Origin of the sequence: Herbaspirillum sp. SJZ099 (genome assembly GCF_007828355.1) — a bacterium.
GTDB lineage: Bacteria > Pseudomonadota > Gammaproteobacteria > Burkholderiales > Burkholderiaceae_D > Herbaspirillum.
Genome location: NZ_VIUO01000003.1, coordinates 104,233 through 126,625, shown reverse-complemented (window position 1 = coordinate 126,625; position 22,393 = coordinate 104,233). Strand labels below are relative to the sequence as shown.

The 22,393-nt window shown below is 62.5% G+C and carries 24 protein-coding genes; 12 read left to right on the top strand and 12 right to left on the bottom strand.

Annotated elements, in window-relative coordinates; all coding sequences use genetic code 11:
- Positions 1-131: 131 nt before the first annotated feature.
- On the top strand, positions 132-1,688 hold the full coding sequence (locus tag FB597_RS08445; RefSeq protein WP_141914396.1) for a M48 family metallopeptidase: 1,557 nt from the start codon (positions 132-134) through the stop codon (positions 1,686-1,688).
- Between the two features lie 20 nt (positions 1,689-1,708).
- Here the strand turns inward: FB597_RS08445 and FB597_RS08440 are convergent, their stop codons facing one another.
- The 5 genes from FB597_RS08440 to FB597_RS08420 all read right to left on the bottom strand — a co-directional run bounded on the left by FB597_RS08440 (position 1,709) and on the right by FB597_RS08420 (position 5,053).
- Complete coding sequence (locus FB597_RS08440) at positions 1,709-2,314, bottom strand: DUF2946 family protein (RefSeq protein ID WP_144769172.1); 606 nt, start codon at positions 2,312-2,314, stop codon at positions 1,709-1,711.
- On the bottom strand, positions 2,307-3,299 hold the full coding sequence (locus tag FB597_RS08435) for a YheT family hydrolase (protein ID WP_141914394.1): 993 nt from the start codon (positions 3,297-3,299) through the stop codon (positions 2,307-2,309). Before FB597_RS08435 ends, FB597_RS08440 begins: the two co-directional genes overlap by 8 nt.
- Before the next feature lie 56 nt (positions 3,300-3,355).
- Entirely contained in the window at positions 3,356-3,790 is a 435-nt protein-coding gene (locus FB597_RS08430) for a nuclear transport factor 2 family protein (protein WP_141914393.1), read from the bottom strand.
- A gap of 75 nt (positions 3,791-3,865) precedes the next feature.
- Positions 3,866-4,066: a zinc-finger domain-containing protein gene (locus FB597_RS08425; RefSeq protein ID WP_141914392.1), complete on the bottom strand. Its 201-nt coding sequence runs from the start codon at positions 4,064-4,066 to the stop codon at positions 3,866-3,868.
- 66 nt (positions 4,067-4,132) lie between these two features.
- Positions 4,133-5,053, bottom strand: a complete 921-nt coding sequence (locus FB597_RS08420; RefSeq protein ID WP_141914391.1) for a branched-chain amino acid transaminase — start codon at positions 5,051-5,053, stop codon at positions 4,133-4,135.
- A gap of 167 nt (positions 5,054-5,220) precedes the next feature.
- Here FB597_RS08420 and FB597_RS08415 point away from each other — a divergent pair, with 167 nt between their 5' ends.
- The 10 genes from FB597_RS08415 (at position 5,221) to FB597_RS08370 (ending at position 15,133) form a co-directional block, all read left to right on the top strand.
- Complete coding sequence (locus FB597_RS08415; protein WP_141914390.1) at positions 5,221-6,009, top strand: AzlC family ABC transporter permease; 789 nt, start codon at positions 5,221-5,223, stop codon at positions 6,007-6,009.
- Positions 6,006-6,329 carry an AzlD domain-containing protein gene (locus FB597_RS08410; RefSeq protein ID WP_141914389.1) on the top strand — a complete coding sequence of 108 codons (324 nt, stop codon included), beginning with the start codon at positions 6,006-6,008 and terminating at the stop codon, positions 6,327-6,329. The genes FB597_RS08415 and FB597_RS08410 overlap by 4 nt, the downstream gene beginning before the upstream one ends.
- A 159-nt stretch (positions 6,330-6,488) precedes the next feature.
- Positions 6,489-7,679 carry a phosphoglycerate kinase gene (locus tag FB597_RS08405; protein ID WP_141914388.1) on the top strand — a complete coding sequence of 397 codons (1,191 nt, stop codon included), beginning with the start codon at positions 6,489-6,491 and terminating at the stop codon, positions 7,677-7,679.
- 120 nt (positions 7,680-7,799) lie between these two features.
- Positions 7,800-9,233 carry a pyruvate kinase gene (gene pyk / locus FB597_RS08400; protein WP_141914387.1) on the top strand — a complete coding sequence of 478 codons (1,434 nt, stop codon included), beginning with the start codon at positions 7,800-7,802 and terminating at the stop codon, positions 9,231-9,233.
- 26 nt (positions 9,234-9,259) lie between these two features.
- Positions 9,260-10,324 carry a class II fructose-bisphosphate aldolase gene (gene fba, locus FB597_RS08395; protein ID WP_141914386.1) on the top strand — a complete coding sequence of 355 codons (1,065 nt, stop codon included), beginning with the start codon at positions 9,260-9,262 and terminating at the stop codon, positions 10,322-10,324.
- An 83-nt stretch (positions 10,325-10,407) separates the two neighbouring features.
- Positions 10,408-11,304, top strand: coding sequence for a phosphoribosylaminoimidazolesuccinocarboxamide synthase (locus tag FB597_RS08390; RefSeq protein WP_141914385.1), 897 nt, complete (start codon positions 10,408-10,410; stop codon positions 11,302-11,304).
- A gap of 3 nt (positions 11,305-11,307) precedes the next feature.
- Positions 11,308-11,805, top strand: coding sequence for a 5-(carboxyamino)imidazole ribonucleotide mutase (purE, locus tag FB597_RS08385; protein ID WP_141914384.1), 498 nt, complete (start codon positions 11,308-11,310; stop codon positions 11,803-11,805).
- Positions 11,802-13,001 (top strand): 5-(carboxyamino)imidazole ribonucleotide synthase, encoded by a 1,200-nt coding sequence (locus FB597_RS08380; protein ID WP_141914383.1) that lies wholly within the window; start codon positions 11,802-11,804, stop codon positions 12,999-13,001. Before purE ends, FB597_RS08380 begins: the two co-directional genes overlap by 4 nt.
- 17 nt (positions 13,002-13,018) lie before the next feature.
- A complete protein-coding gene (locus FB597_RS08375; RefSeq protein WP_144769170.1) occupies positions 13,019-14,068 on the top strand; it encodes an L-threonylcarbamoyladenylate synthase in 1,050 nt (349 codons plus the stop codon).
- Between the two features lie 312 nt (positions 14,069-14,380).
- Positions 14,381-15,133, top strand: coding sequence for an OmpW family protein (locus FB597_RS08370; protein ID WP_144769168.1), 753 nt, complete (start codon positions 14,381-14,383; stop codon positions 15,131-15,133).
- 89 nt (positions 15,134-15,222) lie between these two features.
- Here FB597_RS08370 and FB597_RS08365 read toward each other — a convergent pair whose 3' ends face one another.
- Positions 15,223-15,732, bottom strand: coding sequence for a flavin reductase family protein (locus tag FB597_RS08365; RefSeq protein WP_141914380.1), 510 nt, complete (start codon positions 15,730-15,732; stop codon positions 15,223-15,225).
- Between the two features lie 212 nt (positions 15,733-15,944).
- On the opposite strand from FB597_RS08365, the gene msrA reads away from it, so the two are divergent.
- Positions 15,945-16,478, top strand: coding sequence for a peptide-methionine (S)-S-oxide reductase MsrA (msrA, locus tag FB597_RS08360; protein ID WP_144769166.1), 534 nt, complete (start codon positions 15,945-15,947; stop codon positions 16,476-16,478).
- A gap of 136 nt (positions 16,479-16,614) precedes the next feature.
- Here the strand turns inward: msrA and FB597_RS08355 are convergent, their stop codons facing one another.
- The 6 genes from FB597_RS08355 to purB all read right to left on the bottom strand — a co-directional run bounded on the left by FB597_RS08355 (position 16,615) and on the right by purB (position 22,303).
- Positions 16,615-17,820 (bottom strand): cyclopropane-fatty-acyl-phospholipid synthase family protein, encoded by a 1,206-nt coding sequence (locus tag FB597_RS08355; RefSeq protein WP_141914378.1) that lies wholly within the window; start codon positions 17,818-17,820, stop codon positions 16,615-16,617.
- Between the two features lie 82 nt (positions 17,821-17,902).
- On the bottom strand, positions 17,903-18,538 hold the full coding sequence (gene pdxH, locus FB597_RS08350) for a pyridoxamine 5'-phosphate oxidase (protein ID WP_144769164.1): 636 nt from the start codon (positions 18,536-18,538) through the stop codon (positions 17,903-17,905).
- Positions 18,539-18,739: 201 nt separating this feature from the next.
- Complete coding sequence (locus FB597_RS08345; RefSeq protein WP_144769162.1) at positions 18,740-19,315, bottom strand: YceI family protein; 576 nt, start codon at positions 19,313-19,315, stop codon at positions 18,740-18,742.
- A 111-nt stretch (positions 19,316-19,426) separates the two neighbouring features.
- Positions 19,427-20,005: a YceI family protein gene (locus FB597_RS08340; RefSeq protein ID WP_144769160.1), complete on the bottom strand. Its 579-nt coding sequence runs from the start codon at positions 20,003-20,005 to the stop codon at positions 19,427-19,429.
- Between the two features lie 82 nt (positions 20,006-20,087).
- On the bottom strand, positions 20,088-20,612 hold the full coding sequence (locus FB597_RS08335) for a cytochrome b (RefSeq protein ID WP_144769158.1): 525 nt from the start codon (positions 20,610-20,612) through the stop codon (positions 20,088-20,090).
- Between the two features lie 323 nt (positions 20,613-20,935).
- Positions 20,936-22,303, bottom strand: coding sequence for an adenylosuccinate lyase (gene purB / locus FB597_RS08330; RefSeq protein ID WP_144769156.1), 1,368 nt, complete (start codon positions 22,301-22,303; stop codon positions 20,936-20,938).
- Positions 22,304-22,393: the final 90 nt, after the last annotated feature.

The following is a 22,393-nucleotide window of genomic DNA, read 5'->3' as shown; positions in this document are numbered from 1 at the left end:
CGATCTGCCGGGGAAAATGATGAACGAAGAAACAGAGCAGGTATCATAGCAGGCGTGCCGGGCCTGTTCGCAGCGACTGCTGCGGGCATTCTCGTTTTCAGCACGACGGCAATCCTTTTCCGATTTTGTCCATGCAACAATCCGAGATTTCGTCTGTTAGCCCATCATTTCATCCGGCGCGCAGGATGCTGGCGCGCGCGCTGACGGCGGCGCTGCTGCTGTTGCCCACCGTGCCGCTGACGATCGCCCCGGTGGCGAGCGTGGCGCAGAACCTGCCGACCTTGGGCGATACCGAGCGCGAAGGACTGTCGCCGCTGATGGAGCGCAAGCTGGGCGAGCAGATCATGCACGACATCCGCAGCGACCGCGACTACATCGACGATGGCCCGGTGTCGGAATACCTCAACAATTTCGGCCTGAACCTGGTATCGATCCATCCCGAAGTCCGCGGCGAAGCCGGTTTCGATTTCCAGTTCTTCATGGTGCGCGACCCGACGCTCAACGCCTTCGCGTTGCCGGGCGGCTTCATCGGCGTCAACAGCGGCCTGATCCTGGCGGCGCAATCTGAATCCGAACTGGCCGGCGTGCTGTCGCACGAAATCGGCCACGTCGCGCAGCGCCACATCGCGCGCATGCTGGGGCAGCAGAAGCAGAATTCAATGATCCAGCTGGCCGCCATCGTGCTGGGCGCCCTGGCGGGCGTGTCCCGGGCCGGCGGCGATGCCGCCATGGCGACCATGATGGGCGGCACCGGCCTGGCCATCCAGCGCCAGCTCAATTTCAGCCGCGATGCCGAGCGCGAGGCCGACCGCATCGGATTGCAAATCATGCGCGATGGCGGTTTCGACCCGTCCGGCATGGTCACCTTCTTCGGCCGCTTGCAGACGGCTTCCCGCAATTTCACCGATGCCGTGCCGCCTTACCTGCTGACCCACCCGCTGACGACGGAACGCATCGCCGACATCGAGGCGCGCATCCGCGACCAGCGCTACAAGCAGCGTGTGGACAATCCCGAATTCCAGCTGGTGCGCGCGCGTACCCAGGTTCTGCAAAACGAATCGATACAAGGGCTGCGCGATGTGGCCGAGCGCTTCCAGAGCCAGATGAAGCAGAACACCAAGCTGCAGACGATGTCCGCCAAGTACGGCCTGGCGTACGTCTACTACCGGCAGAACAAGCTGGAGCAGGCCGAAGCCATGCTCAAGGAGGCGCAGGAGGCGTCGCAGCCGTTGCAGACCGGCATCATGCTCGCCAGCCTGGAGATCGACATCAAGATCGCCCGCAAGCAAGGCCAGCAGGCGCTGCAATTGGCCGAGGCGATGCGCAAGCAGTTCCCGATCTCGCGCGTGGCGGCGCGCCAGTATGGCGATGCCCTGATTGCGGCCCAGCGTCATGACCAGGCGGTGGCGTATCTGCGCGACCAGGCGCAGCTCTACCGTACCGATCCGCAGATCCAGAAACAACTGGCGAAAGTCTATGCGGCGCAGGGCAAGCAGGCGCTGCAGCATCTGGCGCTGGCCGAAGCCTATGCCTTGAATGGCAGCCTGCTGGCCGCCATCGAGCAGTTGGGGATCGCGCGCCGCGCGCCCGACGCTACCTTCTACGACCAGGCCATGATCGATGCGCGCGAGCGCGAGTGGAAGGAAAAATGGAAGGATGAATCCAAGGACATGAAGGATCGCGGTTAACGCAAATCTTCAGCAGGACTTCATTCCGGGCGGGGCATGGCGACAAAGCCGAAGTGCCGAGCCAGCTCGTTCGCATCCAGGCGCTGCACGGTGAGCGTGCGGCCGGCATGTTCAAGCTTGAGCACGGCGCCGGGGTTGCCGCCTTCCATCCAGCGTAGCAGCGCATCCTCGTCGGCGCTGCCGTCCACCCGCAAGGCGCCGAGCATGTGCGCCATGTCGCGGTCGTCCAGCGCGCCGGCTTTCTCCCCCTCCTTGAGGTACAAGCGCCCGTGCTGGTCGAGCCAGGCGGCATCGATTTTGTCCATGCGCTGGCCGGTGTGCAGGACGAGTTCGGGATGGCCATTGGCGCCCGGTTGGGTGCGCACGATGTAGGGCATCAGTTCGAGATCGACATACACGCGCTGCGGGCCGTTCTGGAAATACCAGCGGCCGGTTTCGTCGGCGGCGTAATTGCGTTCGATGAAGGCCAGCAAGGCCGGGTGCGCGATGCGGTCGCCGGGCAGGCCGAGATGCTGCGCGCGCTCGTCGCGCATGCGCCAGCCGCCGCGCGCATCCAGTCGCAGCCAGCCGAAGCAATGCGGCACGTTGGGCCATTTGGCCATGGCCTGGCGGACGATCTCATCCATGAATGCCTTCCTTTGGCTCCGTGAAGGCAGACTCGCTCTTGCCTTCCAGGAAATGCAGCAGCCGGCGCGGCAGCCAGTCCAGCCGCCCCGGCGGTCCGCCGGCGGCGAAGCCCACGTGCCCGCCTTGCTCAGGGTACTCCAGTACCACTTCGGGCGCAGCCGTGCGCGGCAGATGGCGGGCCGGCAGGAACGGGTCGTTTTGGGCATTCAAGACCAGCGTAGGCACCGTGATGTCGTGCAGGATGTGCCTGGCGCTGGCGCGGTCCCAGTAATCGTCGGTGTTGCGGTAGCCGTGCAGCGGCGCGGTGACCACGTTGTCGAAGGCATGCAGGTCGCGCGCGGCCAGCAGCGCTTCGCGGTCGAACAGGCCGGGGAACTGATCCAGTTTCACCAGGCACTTGGGCCGCATGGTGCGCAGGAATACCCAGGTGTAGAGGCGGTTGAAGCCGCGCGCCAGCGCCGCGCCGCCGCCGGCCAGGTCGAGCGGCGCCGACACCGCGCAAGCGGCGTCGACGATCTCTGCTTCATGCTGCGATTCGCCCAGCCAGCGCAACAATGCATTGGCGCCGAGCGAGACGCCGGCGGCATACAGGTGCGTGGCGCCCAGGTCCGACTGGCGCTGCTTGAGCCGCCGCAAGATCCAGTCCAGTTCCGCGGAATCCCCCGAATGGTAGAAGCGCGGCGCCAGGTTGATTTCGCCTGAACAGCCGCGAAAATGCGGCACTGCGCCGTGCCAGCCGCGCCGTTGCACTTCGGCCATCAGCGAGCGGCTGTAGTGGCTGTCCGATGAGCCTTCCAGGCCATGGAACAACACCACCAGCGGGCGGCCGGGTTTGCCGTCGACGAAATCGACATCGACGAAGTCGCCATCGGGCGCTTGCCAGCGTTCGCGCCGATAGGTCACCGGCGGCTTGGCGATGAAGGTCGACGGATAGATGGTTTGCAGGTGACCGCCGGGAAGCCAGCGGGGCGGGATGTAAAGCATGGTGCGGCCTTGTTGTGCCAATGGTGGCTAGTGGGCGGGTAGTGGGAATAGGGGCGTCAGTGCAGCATGGCGCCGCTGGTAATCGGTTCGGCCGGCGCCGCGCCCGGCGCCACCGAGGCATGGTGCATCACCATGCGCCAGCCCAGCGCGGTTTTCATGTAGACATTGGTGGCGATGACATGCACCTCGGATTGCGTATCGTTGCCGTGGTTGATCTCTTCGACCACGCTGTGCACCGCCGTCATCATGTTCTGCGTGGCGTGCAACTGGCGCGGCCGGATATGCAGGCCGCCATTGCCCAGGATGTCTTCCCACGCCGCGCGGATTTCGGCATGGCCCACCAGGCGCCGGGAGCCGGGATGGATGCAGACGATCTCCTCGTCTTCGGCCCACAGGGCCATCAGCGCTTCCAGGTCGGCGCGGGCGAGGGCGTCGTAGTAGGCGGCTTCGATTTCATCGGGGGAGCCATGGATCATGCTGGCGCGGGGCATGGGAATCTCCGAAGCAGATGAGCCAGTTTAAACAGGCTCGGAAAAAGAGGGCCAGCGGCCCTCTTGGTTTTTGTTTCAGTGGCCCTTGACCACGGTGCCCGGCTTCAACTGGTACTGGGTGCCGCAGTACGGGCATTTGGCCGCGCCATGGTCGTCCAGTTCCAGGAACACGCGCGGGTGCGAGGACCAGCTGGTCATGTTGGGGTTGGGGCAGTGGGCCGGCAGGTCCTTGCCTTCGAGTTGGACGACTGCCTGGGATGCTTGAGCTTGGCTCATGTTTTTCTCCGTAGGTGATGCTGTTTGAGCGTTGAAACGTTGATGCGGTGAATGAATCCTGATGGCTTACACCAGCGTCAGCCAGTGCGCATATTGCGGCGCCTTGCCCGCGACCACGTCGAAGAACAGCGACTGCAGTTTCTCGGTGATGGGGCCGCGCGCGCCGTTGCCGATGGTGCGGCGGTCCAGTTCGCGGATCGGCGTGATCTCGGCGGCGGTGCCGGTGAAGAAGGCTTCGTCGGCGCAGTACATCTCGTCGCGCGTGATGCGTTTTTCGATGACCTCGATGCCGAGGTCGCGCGCCATGGTCAGCACCGCGTCGCGGGTGATGCCGTCCAGGCAGGAGGCCAGGTCGGGCGTGTACACGCGGCCGTTCTTGACGATGAAGACGTTCTCGCCGGAGCCTTCCGAAACGTAGCCGTCGGTGTCCAGCAGCAGCGCTTCGTCGTAGCCGTCGGCCAGCGCTTCCTGGTTGGCCAGGATGGAGTTGATGTAGTAGCCGCAGGCCTTGGCGCGCACCAGCGACACATTGACGTGGTGGCGCGAGAACGACGAGGTCTTCACGCGGATGCCTTTGGCGATGCCGTCTTCGCCCAGGTAGGCGCCCCAGGGCCAGGCGGCGATGGCGACATGGATCTTGTTGCCCTTGGCGGACACCCCCAGTTTTTCCGAACCGATCCACACCAGCGGGCGGATATAGCAGGACTCCAGCTGGTTCTCGCGCACTACCTGGCGCTGCGCTTCATAGATGGTTTCCTGGTCGAACGGCACTTCCATCTGGAAGATCTTGGCCGAGTTGAACAGGCGTTGCGTGTGTTCCTTGAGGCGGAAAATCGCCGTGCCTTGCGCTGTCTTGTAAGCGCGCACGCCTTCGAACACGCCCATGCCGTAATGCAGGGTGTGGGTGAGCACGTGGATGGTGGCGTCGCGCCAGTCGACCAGCTCGCCATCCTTCCAGATTTTGCCGTCGCGGTCTGCCATGGACATGATGGATGTCTCCTCGGGGAATAATCGGAAAACGGAACGAAAGAGCTCCATTTTAGCGGATTCAAGCGAGCAAAAACTTTCATCTGTAGAATGACTGGCTTGGGTAAAAATGCTGTGAGGCAAACTACACGGCCACCCATTTCATCAAGCGCAAAGCGGAAATAACAATGCAGAAGGAGACGGGCGCCGCCGCGCCATCGGACAGCGCCGCGCTGCCGGAGGCGCGCCGCGTCGAAAGAGAAGCGTTTCAGGAAGGCTGGCGGGCCAGTGCCTCGACCATACCGGCGGTGTTCGCCTGGGGGATCGTGTCGGGCATGGCCATGGTCAAGTCGGGCATGAGTATTTTCCAGTCGCTGGGCATGAGCCTGCTGGTGTATGCCGGTTCGGCGCAGTTCGCGGTGCTGCCGCTGCTGGCGGTGGGCACGCCGCTGCTGGTGGTGTTTTTCACGGCGATGATCGTCAATTTGCGCTTCGTCATCTTCTCCGCCGCCGTGGCCCCGCATTTCGAGCATTTGCCCTGGTACCGCCGGGTCTGGTACGGCTTTTTCAACGGCGATATCTCGATGGCATTTTTTCCGCAGCGCTTCCCTCACCACACCGTGGGCCAGCCGGCCGGCAAGATCGGCTTCTTCGCGGCCATCTGCTATCCCGGCTGGGTGGCATGGCAACTGGGCGCGACCATCGGCATCCTGCTGGCCAGCCAGATTCCGGAAAGCTGGAACATCGGCTTTGCCGGCACGCTGGCGCTGATTGCCATCATGATCCCGATGACCAACAACCTGCCCGCGCTGGCCGGCGTGGTGGTGTCGGGCGCCGTGGCGGTGCTGGCGCTGCATTTTCCCTATCGCCTGGGGTTGCTGGCGGCGATGGTCCTGGGCATGGCGGCGGCGCTGGCGGTGGACAAGTTCCTGCCGATGCGCGACAAGGATGATGAAGACGGGGCAACAGCCACATGAGCGACTGGTATATCTGGGCGGCCATCGCCCTCATGACATTGTCCACGCTGATCACCCGCAGCGGTTTCTTTCTGTTCGGCCACGCCGTCAAGCTGCCGCCCCGGCTCAAGCATGCCTTGAGCTACGCGCCGGCGGCGGCAATGGCGGCCATTGTCATTCCCGACCTGGTGGCGGCCGAAGGCATCGTCGACGTCAGCCTGGCCAATCCCAAGCTGCTGGCAGGCATCGGCGGCGCGATTTTCTTCATTGCAACGCGGCATCTGCTGGGAACTATTGTGGCAGGAATGGCACTCTTTACAATATTGAGATTGATATTGTGAGTGGTTGCCAGTCTGTAAACCTGAGCTCTTCCGCACCATAGCCTGCCTGCAGGCAGCGCAGGGCGAATTACCGCCCGAACGATCCCCAGAAACCGTCTGGAAGCAGGCAGGCTGGAGTAAAATACTGCATTTTTCGCCCCCACCTTCGAATTTGGACCTATGAAATTCAACCGACTGAGCGACCTGATTTCTGCCAACCAGTTGCAAGGAAAACGCGTCTTCATCCGCGCCGATCTCAACGTGCCGCAGGATGATGCCGGCAATATCACCGAAGACACGCGCATCCGCGCTTCGGTCCCGGCCATTCGCGATGCACAAAAGGCCGGCGCCGCGGTGATGGTCACGTCCCATCTGGGGCGTCCGGTGGAAGGCGAATTCAAGCCGGAAGATTCGCTGGCGCCGGTCGCCAGGCGCTTGTCCGAGCTGCTGGGTGTCGAGGTCAAGCTGGTTTCCAATTGGGTTGACGGCGTCGATGTGGCGCCGGGCCAGGTGGTGCTGCTGGAAAATTGCCGTTTGAACAAGGGCGAGAAGAAGAACAGCGACGAACTGGCGCAAAAGATCGCCAAGCTGTGCGACATCTATGTCAATGACGCCTTTGGCACCGCCCATCGCGCCGAAGCCACCACCCATGGCGTGGCCAAGTTCGCGCCGGTAGCCTGTGCCGGCCCGTTGCTGGCGGCCGAGCTGGATGCGCTGGGCAAGGCGCTGAACCAGCCGGCCCGCCCGCTGGTGGCGATCGTGGCCGGTTCCAAGGTGTCGACCAAGCTGACCATCCTCAAGACCCTGGCCGAAAAGGTCGACAACCTGATCGTCGGCGGCGGCATCGCCAACACCTTCATGCTGGCCGCCGGCCTGAAGATCGGCAAGTCGCTGGCCGAACCGGATCTGGTGGGCGACGCCCGCGCCATCATCGACATGATGGCCAAGCGCGGCGCTTCGGTGCCGATCCCGGTCGACGTGGTATGCGGCAAGGAGTTTTCGCCGACCGCCGTGGCGACCGTCAAGGATGCGCAGGATGTGGCCGACGACGACATGATTTTCGACATCGGCCCGAAAACCGCGGCGCTGTTGGCCGAGCAGCTCGGCAGTGCCGGCACCATCGTCTGGAACGGCCCGGTAGGCGTGTTCGAGTTCGACCAGTTCGGCAAGGGCACCGAAGCGCTGGCGCGCGCGATCGCCGCCTCCAAGGGCTTCTCGATCGCCGGCGGCGGCGACACCCTGGCTGCGATCGCCAAGTACAACATTGCCGACAAGGTCGGCTACATCTCGACCGGCGGCGGCGCTTTCCTGGAATTCCTGGAAGGCAAGCCGCTGCCGGCCGTCGACATCCTGCTGCAGCGCGCGCAATAGTCATCAACCAGCGGGTGCGCCGGAGACGCGCATCCCGGGGCAGGAAGCCATCCGCCAGGTCCCGATGCCTCTACCGGGATCTGGCGGGCTTCTTCACTAAGTCGAAACCAGAAAGTCCTCATGTCCAGAGCAACAAAAATCGTCGCAACCATCGGCCCAGCGTCCAGCGACCGTGAAACCCTGACCCGCATGATCCGTGCGGGCGTCGATGTCGTGCGCCTGAACTTCTCGCACGGCAAGCCGCAGGATCACATCGACCGCGCCACGCTGGTGCGCGAAGTGGCGGATGCATGCAACAAGAAGGTCGCCATCATGGCCGACCTGCAAGGGCCCAAGATCCGCGTCGGGAAGTTCGAGAATGGCAAGATCATGCTGGCCAACGGCGACAAGTTCATCCTCGACGCCGATTGCCAGCTGGGTAACCAGGAGCGCGTGGGGCTGGACTACAAGGCATTGCCGCGCGACCTCAAGGGCGAGGACGTACTGTTGTTGAATGACGGCCTGATCGTGTTGACCGTCGAGCGCGTGATCGGCAACGAGATCCACACCGAGGTCAAGATCGGCGGCGAACTGTCCAACAACAAGGGCATCAACCGCCAGGGCGGCGGCCTGTCCGCGCCGGCGCTGACCGCCAAGGACATGGACGACATCAAGACCGCGATGAGCTTCCAGGCCGATTATGTCGCCGTCTCCTTCCCCAAGAACGCCACCGACATGGAAATGGCGCGCCAGTTGGCCAACGTTGCGGCCGAGCCGTTCGGCCACAAGCCGATGATGATCGCCAAGATCGAGCGCGCCGAAGCGATCCCGCTGCTGCAGGAGATCCTCGACGCCTCCGACGGCATCATGGTGGCGCGCGGCGACCTGGCCGTCGAAGTCGGCAATGCCGCCGTGCCGGGCCTGCAAAAGCGCATGATCAAGATGGCGCGCGCGTCCAACAAGCTGACCATCACCGCGACCCAGATGATGGAGTCGATGATCGTCAACGCCGTGCCCACGCGCGCGGAAGTGTCCGACGTCGCCAACGCGGTGCTGGATGGTACCGATGCCGTGATGACCTCGGCCGAGACCGCCTCCGGCAAGTATCCGGTGGAAACCGTGGAAGCCATGTCGGCCATCTGCCTGGAAGCCGAGCGCTCCGAAGATGTGCGCCTGGATGCCGATTTCCTCAATCTGCGTTTCACCCGCATCGACCAGTCGATCGCCTACGGCGCGCTGTTTACCGCGCACCATCTGCGCGTCAAGGCCATCGCCGCGCTGACCGAGTCGGGCTCGACCGCGCTGTGGATGAGCCGGCACAATATCGATATTCCCATTTTTGCCATCACGCCCAATGTGGCCACCCGCCAGAAGGCGGCGCTGTTCCGCAATGTGCGCACCTTCGAACTGGCCCAGTCGACCGACACCGAAGTGGTCTTGAAGGGTGTGCAGGACCTGCTGCTGGCGCAAGGCGTCGTGCAGAAGGGCGACCTGATCGTCGTGACCTGGGGCGAGCCGATCGGCCAGGTCGGCGGCACCAACGCCCTGAAGATCCTGCGGGTTGGCGAGTACTGATTTTTTATCGTTCTGGAGTTCTTATCATGCCTCTCGTATCCATGCGCCAATTGCTGGACCACGCCGCCGAAAACGGTTACGGCCTGCCAGCGTTCAACGTCAACAACCTGGAGCAAGTTACCGCCATCATGCAGGCTGCCGATGAAGTCGGCGCGCCGGTCATCATGCAAGCCTCGGCGGGCGCCCGCAAGTATGCCGGCGAAGCTTTCCTGCGCCACCTGATCTCGGCGGCGGTGGAAGCCTATCCGCACATCCCGGTCGTCATGCACCAGGACCACGGCCAGTCGCCGGCGGTGTGCATGGCCGCGATCAAGTCGGGTTTCTCGTCGGTGATGATGGACGGCTCGCTGATGGAAGACGGCAAGTCGGTGGCCAGCTATGAATACAACATCGAAGTCTCGCGCAAGGTGGTCGAGTTTTCGCACGCCATCGGCGTGACCGTGGAAGCCGAACTGGGCGTGCTGGGTTCGCTGGAAACCATGATGGGCGACAAGGAAGACGGCCATGGCGCCGACGGCAAGATGACCCGCGAGCAACTGCTGACCGACGTCAACCAGGCCGCCGACTTCGTCAAGCAGACCCAGTGCGATGCGCTGGCTATCGCCATCGGCACCTCGCACGGCGCCTACAAGTTCTCGCGCAAGCCGACCGGCGACATCCTGGCCATCGACCGCATCAAGGAAATCCACGCCCGCATTCCCAACACCCACCTGGTGATGCACGGCTCCTCCTCGGTGCCGCAGGAACTGCTGGCCGAGATCCGCGAATTCGGCGGCGACATGAAGGAAACCTACGGCGTGCCGGTCGAAGAGATCCAGGAAGGCATCAAGCACGGCGTGCGCAAGATCAACATCGACACCGACATCCGCCTGGCGATGACCGGCGCGATCCGCCGCTACCTGTTCGAGAACCCGTCCAAGTTCGATCCGCGCGACTACCTGAAGCCGGCGCGCGAAGCGGCCAAGCTGGTCTGCAAGGCGCGCTACCTGTCGTTCGGCTGCGAAGGCCAGGCCGGCAAGATCAAGGCGCTGCCGCTGGAGAAGATGGCAGAGAAGTACAAGAAGGGCGAATTGGCGCAAATCGTTCAGTAATTTCAGTCATTCGACGCACGCGCACTAACCAACCGGGATCCGTTCACAGCGGTCCCGGTTTTTGACTTTACGAAAATACCACCATGAGCAGTCTGTACAAATCCTCGATCACTTCCCTGCCTCTCCTGGGCACCGGCAAGGTCCGCGAAAACTACGCCGTCGGCGACGACAAGTTGCTGATCGTGACCACCGATCGCCTGTCGGCCTTCGATGTCGTCATGAACGAGCCGATCCCGGGCAAGGGCAAAGTGCTGAACCAGATGAGCGACTTCTGGTTCGAGAAGCTGGGCCATATCGTGCCCAACCACCTGACCGGCGTCGATCCGGAATCGGTGGTGGCGCCCGGCGAAGTGGAGCAGGTGCGCGGACGCGCCGTGGTGGCCAAGCGCCTGAAGCCGATCCTGGTGGAAGCCGTGGTGCGCGGCTACATCATCGGTTCGGGCTGGAAGGATTACCAGGCCACCGGCGCGATCTGCGGCATCAAGCTGCCGGCCGGCCTGCAGCAGGCCTCCAAGCTGGAGCAGCCGATCTTCACCCCGGCCGCCAAGGCCGACCTCGGCGAGCACGACGAGAACATCAGCTTCGAAGAAACCGAACAGCGCATCGGCGCCGAACTGGCCAGCAAGATCCGCGACATCGCGATCAAGTTGTATGTGACCGCTGCCGATTATGCCGCCACCCGCGGCATCATCATCGCCGACACCAAGTTCGAGTTCGGCCTGGACGACAACGGCGTACTGCACCTGATGGACGAAGTGCTGACCGCCGACTCCTCGCGCTTCTGGCCGGCCGACAGCTACCGGGTCGGCATCTCGCCGCCGTCGTTCGACAAGCAGTTCGTGCGCGATTACCTGGAAACCGTGGACGGCTGGCAGAAGACCCCGCCGGCGCCGCCGCTGCCGGCCGACGTGATCGAGAAGACCGGCGCCAAGTACCGCGAAGCGCTGGAACGCCTGACCGGCAACACGCTGAAGGACTGAGCCATGAGCAACGTCGTCAAGCCGCTGGTCGGCGTCATCATGGGTTCCTCCTCGGACTGGGATGTGATGCAGAACGCCGTGGCCATCCTCAAGGATTTCGATGTGCCGTTCGAGGCGCAGGTGATCTCCGCGCACCGCATGCCGGACCAGATGTTCGACTACGCCGAGACCGCGCGCGCGCGCGGCCTGCGCGCCATCATCGCCGGCGCCGGCGGCGCCGCCCACCTGCCGGGCATGGTGGCGGCCAAGACCATCGTGCCGGTGCTGGGCGTGCCGGTGCCGTCCAAGTACCTGCGCGGCGAGGATTCGCTGCTGTCCATCGTGCAGATGCCCAAGGGCATTCCGGTGGCGACCTATGCCATCGGCGAAGCCGGCGCCGCCAATGCGGCGCTGTCGGCCATCGCCATCCTGGCGACCACCGACGATGCGCTGGCCGCCAAGCTGGAGGCCTTCCGCAAGACCCAGACGCAAGTCGCCCTCGACATGAAACTGCCCGTATGACCACGCAGTCCCCGAAACAAGCCCGGCCCGCCGTTCCCTCGACCACGCCTGCCACCTGGCTGGGCGTGATGGGCGGCGGCCAGTTGGGCCGCATGTTCGCCCATGCCGCACAGAGCATGGGCTTCAAGGTCGCCGTACTGGAAGCCGATGCCGATTGCCCGGCCGGCCAGGTGGCCGACCGCCTGCTGGCCGCACCCTATGATGACGCCCGCGCCCTGGCCGAGTTGGGAAGCCTGTGCGCCGCGGTTACTACCGAATTCGAGAACGTCTCGGCGCACAGCCTGGCGGCCCTGGCCGGCCAGACTTTCGTCGCGCCTGCCGCCAGCGGGGTTTCGATCGCCCAGGACCGCACCGCCGAGAAAGCCTTCTTTACCGAGTGCGGCAGCCGTTCCGGCGTATTGCCGGCGCCGCATCGCGTGATCGCTTCCGAGGCCGACATCGCCGCCATCGGCGAAGACCTGCTGCCGGGCATCCTGAAGACCGCCCGCATGGGCTACGACGGCAAGGGCCAGGCGCGCGTGCGCACGCTGGATGAAGTGCGCGCCGCCTTCGCCGACATGAAGGGCGTGACCTGCGTGCTGGAAAAGATGCTGCCGCTGGCCTATGAGGTCTCGGTGCTGGTGGCGCGCGGGGACGACGGCCAGGCCGTGGTCTATCCGATCGCCGAGAACGTGCATCGCGACGGCATCCTGTTCACCACGACCGTGCCCGGACCCAACATCGGGCAAGACGCTGCCGCGCGCGCCCAGCAGGCGGCCTTGCAGATCATCGAAGGCATGCATTACGTCGGCGTGCTGTGCATCGAGTTCTTCGTGCTGCAGGACGGTTCTCTGGTGGTCAATGAAATGGCGCCGCGTCCGCATAACAGCGGCCATTACACCATCGATGCCTGCGTCACAAGCCAGTTCGAACAGCAGGCGCGCGCCATGGCCCGCCTGCCGCTGGGCGACACACGACAGCATTCGCCGGCGGTGATGCTGAACATCCTGGGGGATGTCTGGTACGACGGCGAGAACGTGCGCGAACCGGCATGGGAGCAAGTGCTGGCATTGCCCGGCGCCCATCTGCATTTGTATGGCAAGGCCGAGGCGCGCCGCGGCCGCAAGATGGGCCATGTGACCTTCACCGGCGCCACCATTGAAGAGGCGCAGAAGCAGCTTGCTGCCGCTTGCGCCATCCTCGGCATCGCGCCTTGAGCCGGCAGGAACCGAGCATGGGCGACGACAAGCACAATCCCACTACGCTGCAGATCGATGCGGCCGCAGTGATGCTGGCTGCGCGCAAGCTGGAGCAGGGCAAGCTGGTGGCTTTCCCGACCGAGACGGTCTACGGCCTCGGCGGCGATGCCGAGAATCCGGCCGCCATCGCGGCGATCTATGCCGCCAAGGGGCGTCCGGCCAACCATCCGGTGATCGTGCACGTGGCGCCCGAGGCCGACATCGGCTACTGGGCGGCGTCGGTGCCGGTAGAGGCGCGCCGTCTGATCGCCTCTTTCTGGCCGGGGCCGCTGACCTTGATCTTGAAGCGTGCCTCGCACATTCCCGACGCCGTTGCCGGCGGCCAGGATTCGGTCGGCTTGCGTTGCCCGTCGCACCCGGTGGCGCAGGCCTTGCTGCGCGAATTCCGCGGCGGCAAGGGCGGCATCGCCGGCCCGTCGGCCAACAAATTCGGACACGTCAGCCCCACCACCGCCGAGCATGTGCGCGAAGAGTTTGGCGGCGATGAAGACAGCCTGGTCGATTACGTGCTCGATGGCGGCCAAAGCGAGGTCGGCATCGAGTCGACTATCGTCGACCTCAGCCGTATCGATACCCACGGACCGGTGCTGTTGCGCCCGGGCCAGATCAGCGCCGAGCAGATTGCCGCAGTGCTGGGCGCCGCGCCCGCCGCGCCGGATGCCGCCGCGCCGCGCGCGTCTGGCACGCTGGATGCGCACTATGCGCCGCATACGCCGGTAGTGCAGGTCAACCCGGAAGAACTGCCGCAAGTGCTTGCCAAGCTGCATGCGCAGAACAAGACGGCGGCATTGATCCATCGCCTGCCGCAAGCGTCCCAGGTGTTTGCCGCGCGGCGCATGCCGCAAGACGCAGACGCCTATGCGCATGACATCTATGCCGCCTTGCGCGACATGGACCACGCCGGCGCCGACATCATCGTCGTCGAGGCCCTCCCCGTGACGAGCCAGTGGCAAGGCGTCAACGACCGTTTGCGCCGCGCCGCCTTCGATTCCATCGGCATCCTGTCGCGTCTGACCGGCGCCTGAGCGCTGCCTTTCCTTCCCCTGAAGCTCTGCCGTCCTTGCTGGTACTGACCTGCGGGTCAGTTGCTGGTTGTCAAAACAAGACAACGGCCGACATCGTCTATACAAATTGTCACAAAGCTGGCATAGTATCTTCAAAGAATAGCACGCACGTTCTTTTTGTTTGGAAGATGTAAATATCGGGGGAAGTATCAGTCGCCCTGAGTGATGCAAAAAAAATCAAAAACGGCAAATTAACCGTTGAGAAACCACCTGCCGACACCAGCCGGCGGGAATAAAAAATCTGGGCACAGCCCTCAATTCTTGGAGACAGAAATGCAGAAACAATTTTCCCTTTTGCCCAAAATCGCCGCATTGTCCGTGATGGCGGCATTCGCTGCTCCGGCCATGGCGCAGACCGCCGGCAGCAATATTTTGAACGTGGGTTGGTTTCACCTTACGCCGCAGGATTCGAGCGAAGGCCTGACCAAGACGACCAATGGCGGCATTCCAGCCGGTTATTATTCCAACAGCCACTCCAGCGTCAGCGACGCGGATACGCTGGGTATCGCATTTACCCACTTCTTCACCGACAACATCGCGGTTACTGCCGATTTGGGTATTCCGCCAAAATTTAAACTGAAAGGCCAGGGTGATCTGGCTGGGTTGGGCGAACTTGGCACCGCCAAGCAGTGGAGCCCTGCCATCGTAGCCAAATACTATTTTGGTGACGGCAACAGCAAATTCCGTCCATTCGTTGGGGCCGGTGTCACTTATGTATGGTATTCGGATGTGAAACTGTCCGACTCCTTCCAGAATCGCGCTTCGCTCAATACGCGCGCACTCGGTGGTTCTGCAACGGCGTCGCTGGGTTCCTCATGGGCGCCTGTGCTGAATGCGGGTGCTACGTATAATTTCAACGAAAAATGGTCGATGAGCTTGTCAGTGTCGTACATCCCGTTGAAGACCGATGCCGATATCACTGCATCGCCTGGCGGCCCGGCTGCTGCGCTGGGAACGCAACGTTACAAGACCAGCATTACTCTGGATCCGATCGTGAGCTTCCTGTCTGTCGGCTACAAGTTCTGATTCAGCCGGAGCTGAATGAAAAAGCGCCCTCGGGCGCTTTTTTTATGCCGTGCCTGCGCCATCGAGGCCGAGGCAGCATGTCGGGCGGGTCAGATTTTCCCGGTTTTGATGAAGCCCCCATTGTGGAATACCAAGGCCGCCTGCGGATGGACCTCGCAGTGTTCGACCTCGCCGACGAAGATCACATGGTCGCCCTCAGGATACTGGCTGCGGTTATGGCATTCGAACCAGGCGGACACGCCGTCGAGCACGGGCTGGCCGGTGCGCGAGAGTGAATAGGAGATGCCTTCGAAGCGGTCTTCCTTCTTGCTGGCAAACTGCTGCGCCACATGCGCCTGGTCGGCGCCCAGGATGTTGATGACGTAATGCGAATTGCCCGAGAAAACCGGCAAGCTATTGGCCTTTGTCCCCAGGCTCCACAGCACCAGCGGCGGATCGAGCGAGACCGAATTGAAGGAGCTGGCGGTCAGGCCGAGCAGGCTGCCATCGGCCAGGCGCGTAGTGATCACGGTGACGCCGGTGGCGAATTGGGATAGGGCCTGGCGGAAATGGGCGGCGTCGAATTCGCGCGACTCGGCGCGCGGGAAGCGTGTGTGCATCGAAAGTATGGGGGTTGATTCGAAAGGGCGGCGCCTGGTAAGTGCGCAAGCCGGACATGCGCATGATAACGGATCGCGGCCGGTCCTGCCGCAGGCTGGCGCGAATACGTGGCTGCTCCGATATTGGCGTGCATCAACAAAATGCACGGTTGCTACCGTTTTGCGTTAGAGTTTTAACTGATGCAATGGCAATCAAGAACAGGGAGGTTTGTATGGCTAGCGAAATCGCAGTGCTGGGCGGCGGTTGTTTCTGGTGCCTGGAGGCGGTCTACCAGCAGGTCAAGGGCATCGATGCGGTGGAGTCCGGCTATACGGGAGGGACGGTCGTCAATCCCAGCTATGAACAGGTTTGCGCTGGCCAGACCGGCCATGCGGAAGTGGTGAAACTGAGTTTCGATCCGCAAACCATCAGCTACCGGGAAATCCTGGAAATATTCTTTACCATCCACGACCCGACCACATTGAACCGCCAGGGCAACGACATCGGCACCCAATACCGTTCGGTCATCTACTACCAGAACGAGCTCCAGCGCGATACCGCCAAGCACATCATTGCCGAGATGGCACTGGTATGGGACGCGCCCATCGTCACCGAGCTGAGTCCGGCGCAGCCCTACTACAAGGCCGAGGATTACCACCAGAACTATTTCCAGCAGCACCCCTTCCAGGGGTATTGCGCTTTTGTGGTGGCGCCCAAGTTGGCGAAATTGCGCGAGGTATTCGCAGGCAAGAGCAAGCCTGAATAAGGAAAACGGCTCTCGCGGACGCGGGCGTATGGCGTGAGCCCTACGCCCGCTTTTATTTGCGCCTTGAGTTGCTTGAGTCGCTTGAGCCGCCTGCGCCTATCGGCGCCGGGCCGAAAAAGGGGAGGCTACGGCTCCCTCATTTGCCGTAGATGTAGTTGCGTGACCAGGGCAAGCCTTGCGCGCTGGTATTGGCCTTGGTGCAAACGACCTGGTACAGCGAAATCCAGTCGCGCTCGAAACCGTAGGCGCTGCCGGCCAGGTAGACGCGCCAGATGCGGTAGCGCTTCTCGTCGGTGACTTTGCGGATGGCGTCGGTGTTGGCTTCGAAATTGTCGGCCCACATGCTGCAGGTCCTGGCGTAGTGGCGGCGCAGGTTTTCCACATCGAACGCTTCCAGGCCGCCTTCCTGCATGGCCTTCAAGACCGCGCTGAGGTGCGGCAGTTCGCCCGCCGGGAACACGTACTTGTCGATGAATTCACCGGCGCCGTAAGGCGATTCGCCATTGTCGATGTCGGTGGTGGTGATGCCGTGATTCATCGCCATGCCGCCGTCAGCCAGCAGATTGTTGATCTGTCCGAAATAGAGCGGCAGGTTCTTGATGCCGACGTGTTCGAACATGCCCACGCTGGTGATGCGGTCGAAGACGCCGGTGACGTCGCGGTAGTCCTGCAGGCGGATTTCGACCTGGTCGGCGAGGCCGGCGCGTTCGACGCGTTCCCTGGCCAGCGCGTATTGGTTCTGCGACAGGGTGATGCCCACGCATTTTGCGCCGAATTTCTGCGCCGCCCGGATCACCAGCGCGCCCCAGCCGCAGCCGATGTCGAGCAGGGTCTGGCCGGGTTTGAGCTGGATCTTGTTCAGGATATGGTCGATTTTCTTGACCTGGGCGGTGGCGAGATCCTCGTCGCCGTTTTCGAAGTAGGCGCAGGAATACACCATGCGCTCATCGAGGAACAACTGGTAGAAGTCGTTGGAGACGTCGTAGTGGTACTGGATCGCCTCGGCATCCTTCTTCTTCGTGTGGGTCACGCTGCGCACCATGCGCCCCAGCTTGCCTTCAGCCTTGAGCGTGTTGGACGCCAGCGCGTTGGCGACGTTGATGATGCTCTTGACCGCGCCCTCGACCTCGATCTTGCCCTCGACATAGGCTTCGCCCAGGTTGGCAAGGGAAGGGTTGAGCAGCGAGGTGATGGCCGATGCCTGGGGCACTTTCAGCGTGACCTCGGGGGCTCCCTGGCTGAAGTCGTATTGCTGGCCGTTCCACAACACCAGCCGCAGCGGCAGGGCCGATGCGTTGCGAACATTCTCTACCCAGGCGTCAAGCTTCTTTTCCCAAAACACGATTTTCCTCCGCGTAGTGACGTGAATGCTTAAGAACCCGTTTCATTGTGAAACGGGTTCTGCAGCCCCGGTCAGGCAGCGATCAGGGCTGCAGGCGCTGCCGCTGCCATTCGCCGCTGTCTGTTCGGGTGTAGAGCACACGATCATGCAGGCGCGAGGGCCGGCCTTGCCAGAATTCAATGCGATCAGGGATGACCCGGTAGCCACCCCAATGGGCGGGGCGAACCGGATGGTCGCCGTATTGCCGTTTCGTCGTTTCGTATTGCCGTTCCAGCGTGTCGCGATCTGCGACTGCCTGGCTCTGCCGGGAAGCGATGGCTCCCAATTGGCTGGCCAGGGGGCGGCTGGAGAAGTACGCGTCGCTTTCTTCCTGGCTGACGCGTTCCAGCTTCCCTTCGATACGAACCTGGCGTTCAAGTTCGACCCAGTGGAACAGCAAGGCAACGTACGGATTGGCCTGGGCTTCCTTTCCCTTGCGGCTGTCGTAGTTGGTAAACCAGGTAAAGCCATGTTGATCAAATTGCTTGATCAATACGATGCGCGAAGACGGTCTTCCATCGGGCCCGACGGTGGCAACGCTCATCGCGTTGGGTTCGGGGATCTGTGCTTTGGTCGCTTCGTCGAACCAGATTGCAAATTGGTCAACTGGGTCGGCGGCGACTTCGAGTTCGGACAAACTGGCGCGGCTGTAGTCTTTACGTAGGTCTGCTATCGACATGCTACTTGATCCTTTTGGAACAGTGCTAGATTAGCGCGTTTTAAAAAGTTCTGCAGAGATGCAAAACGGCGAATGCGAGCCATTGTGCGACATCCTGGCCATTGGCTCAATGATCCATTGCAAGGATTGCACATGTGCCGGGGACGTAAAAAAGCCGATGCGCAAGGCATCGGCTTTCTATGGGGACAGGCCCGATGCTGATCAGTTGCTCTTGATCGCCTCGACCTGGATGGCCAGCTTGGTTTCCATGGAGAAGCCGTATTTCGCGCCGTAGTCGATGCCGAAGTCGGCGCGGTTGAAGCTGGCCGAGGCATCGCCGCCGCAGACTTCGCGCTTGAGCATCGGGTGCTGGATGCAGTTGAACTTGTTGATGGCCAGCGTCAGCGGCTTGGTCACGCCATGCAGGGTCAGCGTGCCTTCGACCGATACCGGCTTGTCGCCGTCGAACTTGATGGCGGTGCCCTTGTAGACGGCGGTCGGGTACTTGGCCACGTCGAATATCTCGGCGCCCTTGGCGTGCTCGTTCATCTTGGCATGGCCGAAGTCGATCGAGGAAGTGTCGACGGTGATCTCCATGGTGCCGGTCTTGGCGGCGCGGTCGAGGTTCACGGTGCCGCTGGTCTTGGTGAATTTGCCGCGCCAGAACGACACGCCCATGTGGTCGGCTTCGAAGCTGGGATAGGTGTGGTTCGGATCGATGGTGTAGGTGTCGGCGGCGAAGGCGGAGCCGACGGTGCCGGCGGCGAACAGGGCGAGGAGGGCGTGGTTCAGTTTCATGTATCGGTTCCTTGTAGGTAATGTTGGCGCTTCAAACGCGATGCGTCTGGCGGGCGTGGACTGTTGCGTGGATGGCGCGGTTCTTCTGATGTGTTCTGCCGGCGAGGCGGGTTATGGCGTGGCGACGATATGGAACTTGATGCTCACTTCATCGGCCACCATGCCGGTATCTTTCCATTCGCCTTCGCCGATGTTGTAGGTCAGGCGCTTGATCGGCAGCGTGCCGTCGAAGACTTGGGCATTGCCTTCCTTCTTTACCGCCAGCGGGAAGCTGACATCGGTGCTTTTGCCCTTGATGGTCAGCTTGCCGGCGACATCGAATCGGGTGCCGGCCGGCGCGCCGGCGCTGGGCTTGATCGAGCTTGCCACGAACGTGGCCTTGGGGAATTGGGCCGCGTTGAACCATTCCTTCTTCTGCACTTCCTGGTTGTATTCGGCGGCGCCCAGGTCGAAGCTGGCTATGTCGATGTCGACGCTGGCACGGCCTTCGGCAGGCTTGGCCGGATCGAAATCGATGGCGGCGGTGAATTTCTTGAACTTGGCGTCAATCGGCACGTTCAGTTGCTTGAAGGTGGCGGTGACCGCACTTTTGGCGGCATCGACCTTGAGCGGCGCGGCCTGGGCCGAAGCGGCCAGCGCGATCGCTCCGATGGCGATTAGGGAGGGGGAGAGGAAGCTTCGCAGTGTCATAGGGGGTTCCGGTAAAGACAAACTGAAACGAACTGAAACAAACAGTGGGCTTGGGGCAAATCGGCAGATGCCGGCGGTCCGCTTACGGCAGCATGCGCCGGAAGAGGTTGTCGCGGTCGATGAACTGGTGCTTGAGCGCGGCCAGCACATGCAGGCAGAAGGCCGCCAGCAGGACCATGTTCAGCGCATAGTGCATGTCCTTGAGCAGCGGCTTGAGTTCCGGATTGGGCGCCATCAGCACCGGCAGCGGCACGATGCCCAGGTAAACCACCGGCACGCCGGCCGACAGGCTGTAGAAATAACCGGAGAGCGGGACGGCGAACATGAGTACGTACAGGCCCGCATGCATCCAATGCGCCATGCTCTGCTGCCAGCGCGGCATATGTGCCGGGTAGGCGGGCGCTTTATTGCTGAGGCGCCACAGCAGCCGCAGGCAGGCCAGGGCCAGTACGGTGACGCCTATCCATTTGTGCCAGGAGAAGTATTTGAGCTTGGTCGGGGTCAGACCGGGGATGTCGACCATGGTCAGTCCCAGGCCGAAGGCGGAGATGATCAGCAGGGCGATCAGCCAGTGCAGCAGCACGGCGGGTTTGGTGTAGCGGTCCATAGCGTGTGAATTTTGTTGTTGCGGTTGGAACGGTGTGGCCTGAAATGGTTTCGTCACAGCAGGGAGCCAGGCCAGGAATTGCGCGATGGAGACGCTGCGGCAAATTCCTCAGTGCATTGCATCATGCCATTCTTTTGCCGGTATGTGAGTATAAAGAGGTTGGCAAGGGGCCATTACTGCTTGAAATGGAATTTCACCCATCCGGTTTTGCGAGCAATCCTGTCGGCGAGCGGATGGGCGTGGGCGGGGAAACAAAAATGGCGTGCAGGAAGCACGCCATGGGGCGGGGGGGATTGCCTGCCCGGCGGCAGGCGATCCGGGGCTCAGATCTGCTTGGCCAAGGCCACCGCGTTGCCGATGTAGTTGGCCGGGGTCATGGCCAGCAGGTGGTCGCGGGCTTCCTGCGGGATGGCCAGGCCATTGATGAAGTCGCGCAGCGCTTCCTTGGAAATGCCCTTGCCGCGGGTCAGTTCCTTCAACTGTTCATACGGGTTTTCGATGCCGTAGCGGCGCATGACGGTCTGCACCGGCTCGGCCAGTACTTCCCAGGTGGCGTCCAGGTCTTCGGCCAGGCGCGCCGGGTTGACCTCCAGCTTGTTCAGGCCGCGCAGGCAACTGTCATAGGCCAGCAGCGAGTAACCGAAGCCGACGCCGATGTTGCGCAGCACGGTCGAATCGGTCAGGTCGCGCTGCCAGCGCGAGACCGGCAGTTTTTCGGACAAGTGCTTGAGTACGGCGTTGGCCATGCCCAGGTTGCCTTCGGAGTTTTCGAAGTCGATCGGGTTGACCTTGTGCGGCATGGTCGACGAACCGATTTCGCCGGCCTTGGTGCGCTGCTTGAAGTAACCCAGCGAGATGTAGCCCCAGATATCGCGGTTCAGGTCCAGCAGGATGGTATTGGTGCGGGCGAAGGCATCGAACAGCTCGGCCATGTAGTCGTGCGGCTCGATCTGGATAGTGTAGGGGTTGAAGGTCAGGCCCAGGCGCTGCTCGATCACGTTCTTCGAGAAGGCGGCCCAGTCGGTCTGCGGATAGGCGGACAGGTGGGCATTGTAGTTGCCCACGGCGCCATTCATCTTGCCCAGGATCTCGACGGCGGCGATGCGCTTGGCGGCGCGTTGCAGGCGCGCCACGACATTGGCGATTTCCTTGCCCAGGGTGGTCGGGCTGGCCGGCTGGCCGTGGGTGCGCGAGAGCATCGGCACGGCCGCGTGTTCATGCGCCAGTCCGGTCAGCTTGGCGATCACGTCGTGCAGGGCCGGCAGCATCACGCTGTCGCGCGCGGCCTTGAGCATCATGCCGTGCGAGGTGTTGTTGATGTCTTCCGAGGTGCAGGCGAAATGGATGAACTCGGACGCCGCAACCAGTTCCGGCACGTCTTTCACTTTTTCCTTGAGCCAGTATTCCACGGCCTTGACGTCGTGGTTGGTGACGGCTTCGATTTCCTTGATGCGGGCGGCATCGGCTTCGGTGAAGTCGGCCGCCAGCTTGTCCAGCAAGCGGCTGGCCGCGGCCGGGAATGGCTTGATTTCGGCAAAGCCGGCTTCCGACAAGGCTTGCAGCCAGGCAATCTCGACCTTCACGCGATGGTGCATGAAGCCTGCCTCGGACAGGATGGGACGCAGTTTGTCGGTTTTGGAAGCATAGCGCCCGTCCAGTGGGGACAGGGCCGAAAGAGCGGAGAGAGACATGATGGAAAACGGATGAGATGCGTTGACTGAAGATTGGCGGAAATTTGATATATGACTGACATCAATCCCGGAATCACCTGAAGGCAGGAT

Coding starts and splice junctions, on each gene's coding strand:
- FB597_RS08445 (WP_141914396.1), top strand. CDS start 132: ATGCAACAATCCGAGATTTCGTCTGTTAGCCCATCATTTCATCCGGCG.
- FB597_RS08440 (WP_144769172.1), bottom strand. CDS start 2,314: ATGGATGAGATCGTCCGCCAGGCCATGGCCAAATGGCCCAACGTGCCG.
- FB597_RS08435 (WP_141914394.1), bottom strand. CDS start 3,299: ATGCTTTACATCCCGCCCCGCTGGCTTCCCGGCGGTCACCTGCAAACC.
- FB597_RS08430 (WP_141914393.1), bottom strand. CDS start 3,790: ATGCCCCGCGCCAGCATGATCCATGGCTCCCCCGATGAAATCGAAGCC.
- FB597_RS08425 (WP_141914392.1), bottom strand. CDS start 4,066: ATGAGCCAAGCTCAAGCATCCCAGGCAGTCGTCCAACTCGAAGGCAAG.
- FB597_RS08420 (WP_141914391.1), bottom strand. CDS start 5,053: ATGTCCATGGCAGACCGCGACGGCAAAATCTGGAAGGATGGCGAGCTG.
- FB597_RS08415 (WP_141914390.1), top strand. CDS start 5,221: ATGCAGAAGGAGACGGGCGCCGCCGCGCCATCGGACAGCGCCGCGCTG.
- FB597_RS08410 (WP_141914389.1), top strand. CDS start 6,006: ATGAGCGACTGGTATATCTGGGCGGCCATCGCCCTCATGACATTGTCC.
- FB597_RS08405 (WP_141914388.1), top strand. CDS start 6,489: ATGAAATTCAACCGACTGAGCGACCTGATTTCTGCCAACCAGTTGCAA.
- pyk (WP_141914387.1), top strand. CDS start 7,800: ATGTCCAGAGCAACAAAAATCGTCGCAACCATCGGCCCAGCGTCCAGC.
- fba (WP_141914386.1), top strand. CDS start 9,260: ATGCCTCTCGTATCCATGCGCCAATTGCTGGACCACGCCGCCGAAAAC.
- FB597_RS08390 (WP_141914385.1), top strand. CDS start 10,408: ATGAGCAGTCTGTACAAATCCTCGATCACTTCCCTGCCTCTCCTGGGC.
- purE (WP_141914384.1), top strand. CDS start 11,308: ATGAGCAACGTCGTCAAGCCGCTGGTCGGCGTCATCATGGGTTCCTCC.
- FB597_RS08380 (WP_141914383.1), top strand. CDS start 11,802: ATGACCACGCAGTCCCCGAAACAAGCCCGGCCCGCCGTTCCCTCGACC.
- FB597_RS08375 (WP_144769170.1), top strand. CDS start 13,019: ATGGGCGACGACAAGCACAATCCCACTACGCTGCAGATCGATGCGGCC.
- FB597_RS08370 (WP_144769168.1), top strand. CDS start 14,381: ATGCAGAAACAATTTTCCCTTTTGCCCAAAATCGCCGCATTGTCCGTG.
- FB597_RS08365 (WP_141914380.1), bottom strand. CDS start 15,732: ATGCACACACGCTTCCCGCGCGCCGAGTCGCGCGAATTCGACGCCGCC.
- msrA (WP_144769166.1), top strand. CDS start 15,945: ATGGCTAGCGAAATCGCAGTGCTGGGCGGCGGTTGTTTCTGGTGCCTG.
- pdxH (WP_144769164.1), bottom strand. CDS start 18,538: ATGTCGATAGCAGACCTACGTAAAGACTACAGCCGCGCCAGTTTGTCC.
- FB597_RS08345 (WP_144769162.1), bottom strand. CDS start 19,315: ATGAAACTGAACCACGCCCTCCTCGCCCTGTTCGCCGCCGGCACCGTC.
- FB597_RS08340 (WP_144769160.1), bottom strand. CDS start 20,005: ATGACACTGCGAAGCTTCCTCTCCCCCTCCCTAATCGCCATCGGAGCG.
- FB597_RS08335 (WP_144769158.1), bottom strand. CDS start 20,612: ATGGACCGCTACACCAAACCCGCCGTGCTGCTGCACTGGCTGATCGCC.
- purB (WP_144769156.1), bottom strand. CDS start 22,303: ATGTCTCTCTCCGCTCTTTCGGCCCTGTCCCCACTGGACGGGCGCTAT.